We start from the raw sequence: 1577 nt of genomic DNA, 5'->3' as shown, positions 1-1577 counted from the left end.
GGTCCTGGGGCTGTACAGCGAGTGCTTGACCATGGGGCAGCGCAGCAGATGCCATAATCGCTGTGGAGAGTGCTATTGGTGCAATTATTCTTTTCTTCAAATTATTTCCTCCCTTTGTCGTTTGATTTAAGTATAGAGAGCAATCTAGTAAAATACATGAACAGATGGAACGAACTTATGCTAGTGAAAATACTAGAGATAATAGACTGTCCCAAGAGGTAGCAGTAGGGAACTTAGGGCATCGAAAATTTTTATTCGATAAATTTCGATAATCGAAATAATCAAATTGAACCACGCCTTGTCGAAATTATCCGAAACCCGCCGGTAAAATCACTTTAGTACTTTAGTATAATGAGGCGCGGGACGATAACAAAGGAAAATGATTCCCTTCACCTGGTCCTTTAGTACGTTAGCAGAGAGCGCGGCTTGCCTTGAAAATTTTAGAAAAAGTCTCAAGCTCTGGTGATTTCTGTTATGATAGATGGAAAGAGAGCGCCTGAAAACAGGGGAAGAAAGGGTTGCCGGTAAATGACTAGTACTTCTGATAGACTCATTGCTTTTTTAGATGAACACTCCACTGAGTTTCTGCATCATTGGAGAGCGAAGATCGTTATTTCTGAAAATGACCTCTACAAGGAAGAGGTCATTCAAAATGGGCTCCGCATGTTTCAGCTGGTGAAGCGTGCCATTGAGAATCCGTTGAGCGAAGAGGAAATCAGGGCGCTTGCCTTAAAAACGGCACAGGAGCGTGTGGAAGCAAGTGTCAATATCAGTGAATTTGTTTACAACGTGAATGTCGGTAAAAGCGAAATCATCAAATGGGTCAGCCGGTCGGGAATTGAATGGACTGCCCTTCAACCGTATCTGGAGGAAATCAATTCGTTATTCGACCGTTTCTCTTATTTGGCTGTGAAACAATACACGGACATCCGTGACCAGCAGCTTCAGGAGAAAGAGCTTTATATCGATCAGACACACAAGGAACGTCTGACAATTCTCGGTCAGATGAGCTCAAGCTTCGTTCATGAGTTCAGGAATCCATTGACGTCCATCATCGGGTTTACGAAACTTCTTCAGCACGATTACCCTGAGCTTCCATACCTCGATATCATGCAGCATGAGCTGGATCAATTGAATTACCGCATATCACAATTCCTCCATGTGTCTAGAAAAGAAATCATCGGCAGTAAACGGGAAGAAATATCCGTTTCCCATCTATTTGGAGAGCTGATCGAATTTCTTTATCCAAGCCTGCTTGCAGGAGAAGTCTTAACAGAAGTGAGTGTGGGAGAAGATGTTTTGATCACAGGAAACAAGGATGAGCTTAGACAGGTTTTCCTGAACCTGGTCATGAATTCGATCGATGCGCTTCAACAGGTTGATGGGGAGAGAAAGATTTCTATTACTTCCACTATTGTGAATGGTGATATGACTCTTGAAATCAGCAACAATGGACCTCAGATTCAGAACGAAACCATCAACGCCATCTTTGAACCTTTCTACACCACGAAGGAACTCGGGACGGGAATCGGATTATTTATTTGCAGAAAGCTGATTGAAAAGCATGACGGGGACAT

1 protein-coding gene is annotated in these 1577 nt (G+C 43.1%); it reads left to right on the top strand.

The features are described from left to right. Nucleotides 1-528: 528 nt before the first annotated feature. Nucleotides 529-1577, top strand: a 1049-nt coding sequence (locus HP456_RS23775; RefSeq protein ID WP_172255625.1) for a sensor histidine kinase, incomplete at its 3' end; no start/stop codon positions are given.

This window comes from Bacillus haikouensis (assembly GCF_013179555.1).
Taxonomy (GTDB): domain Bacteria; phylum Bacillota; class Bacilli; order Bacillales; family Bacillaceae_B; genus Rossellomorea; species Rossellomorea haikouensis_A.
Note: the sequence above shows the minus strand (reverse complement) of the source record. Positions and strands in the feature narration are given on the sequence as shown.